This window comes from Enterovibrio qingdaonensis (assembly GCF_028683135.1).
Classification (GTDB): Bacteria; Pseudomonadota; Gammaproteobacteria; order Enterobacterales; family Vibrionaceae; genus Enterovibrio; species Enterovibrio qingdaonensis.
The window spans coordinates 1-1325 of record NZ_JAJUBB010000056.1 but is presented as its reverse complement, the minus strand read 5'-3'; the positions used below and the strand labels follow the sequence as shown (position 1 = coordinate 1325).

1 protein-coding gene is annotated in these 1325 nt (G+C 47.7%); it reads left to right on the top strand.

Annotated elements, in window-relative coordinates:
* The first annotated feature begins 111 nt into the window (after nt 1–111).
* Entirely contained in the window at nt 112–1311 is a 1200-nt protein-coding gene (locus tag LRP49_RS25085; protein ID WP_274146396.1) for an IS4 family transposase, read from the top strand.
* The last annotated feature ends 14 nt before the right edge of the window (nt 1312–1325 follow it).

Genomic DNA, 1325 nt, shown 5'->3' with positions numbered 1-1325 from the left:
TCTAGCGAATCCCCTCAAAATCTCTTTTCTAAACAATGAGAAGGACGCGCATCGACCCTTTTGATCTAATGAATTTCGCCAAAAACCACATTCCACCAAAAGGGATGAACGATGCGCGATATTCAAATTCTACAAGATACTCTACAAAATCAGTGTCCCACTATTCATAAAAAACGGCTTCAGTCTCTGATACTTGCGACCCAATCCTCACTCGATGGGGCTGACCTTACGCTCACTAAACTCGGTCGCTCCCTTAACGTCATGACCACGGCTAAACATGCCATTAAGCGAGTCGACCGATTGCTTGGCAATGTACAGTTGCACCGTGAAAAAGACGATATCTATAAATGGCATGCTAGCCTTATTGCCCGCGCTAATCCTTGCCCTGTGATTTTGGTTGATTGGTCTGATGTGAGAGAGCAGCTTCGCTATATGACTTTACGCGCCTCTATCGCTCTCGATGGTCGTGCTGTCACCCTTTACGAGCAAGCGTTTGAATACGCACAATATAACTCACCAAAAACGCATCAACGTTTCCTCGATAAACTTCACGACGTTCTCCCTCTCGGCACCACGCCTATTATTGTGTCGGATGCAGGCTTTCGAAACACCTGGTTCCGGCAAGTACAAAAGAAAGGCTGGTTCTGGTTGGGGCGTGTCCGTGGAGAAGTCGCGATTAAACTCGACCGTCAAGATTGGCAATGCAATAAAGAATTCTATCCCAAGGCAAACAACAAACCCGCCTATCTGGGCACTTGCCAACTTGCACGCCGCTCTCCACTGGCTTGTCATGCTCATCTTGTTAAACAGGCTCCAAAAGGACGGAAAGCGCAACGTCATACCCGTACCAGTAAGAGGCATACGGCGTCTCGTCTCTTTGCCAAAAGCGCAAACGAGCCGTGGCTACTGGTGACTAATATCCCGAATGACACGCTAAACGCGATTCAGATAACACGTTTATATGCAAAGAGAATGCAGATAGAGGAAGCGTTTCGTGACTTAAAAAGTCCCGCATATGGACTGGCTCTACGGCATAACCGAACCCGTTGTATCAAGCGCCTCAATATCTTGTTATTGATTGCGCTGCTGGCAGAGGTACTGATGTGGTGGAACGGTCTCATTGCGACAAAAGCTAAATGGCAATACGACTTTCAAGCCAACACCATTAAGCATCGGCGTGTTCTCTCTATTCCACGGTTGGGGCGAGAGGTAAGAAAGCATCGACGGTATTGCATCAATGAACAGCAATATCAGTGGGCTATGCTCGAATACCAGAGGCTGACTCATTCATCAGGGTTGGGCGAATTATGAGGGGATCCTTCAGC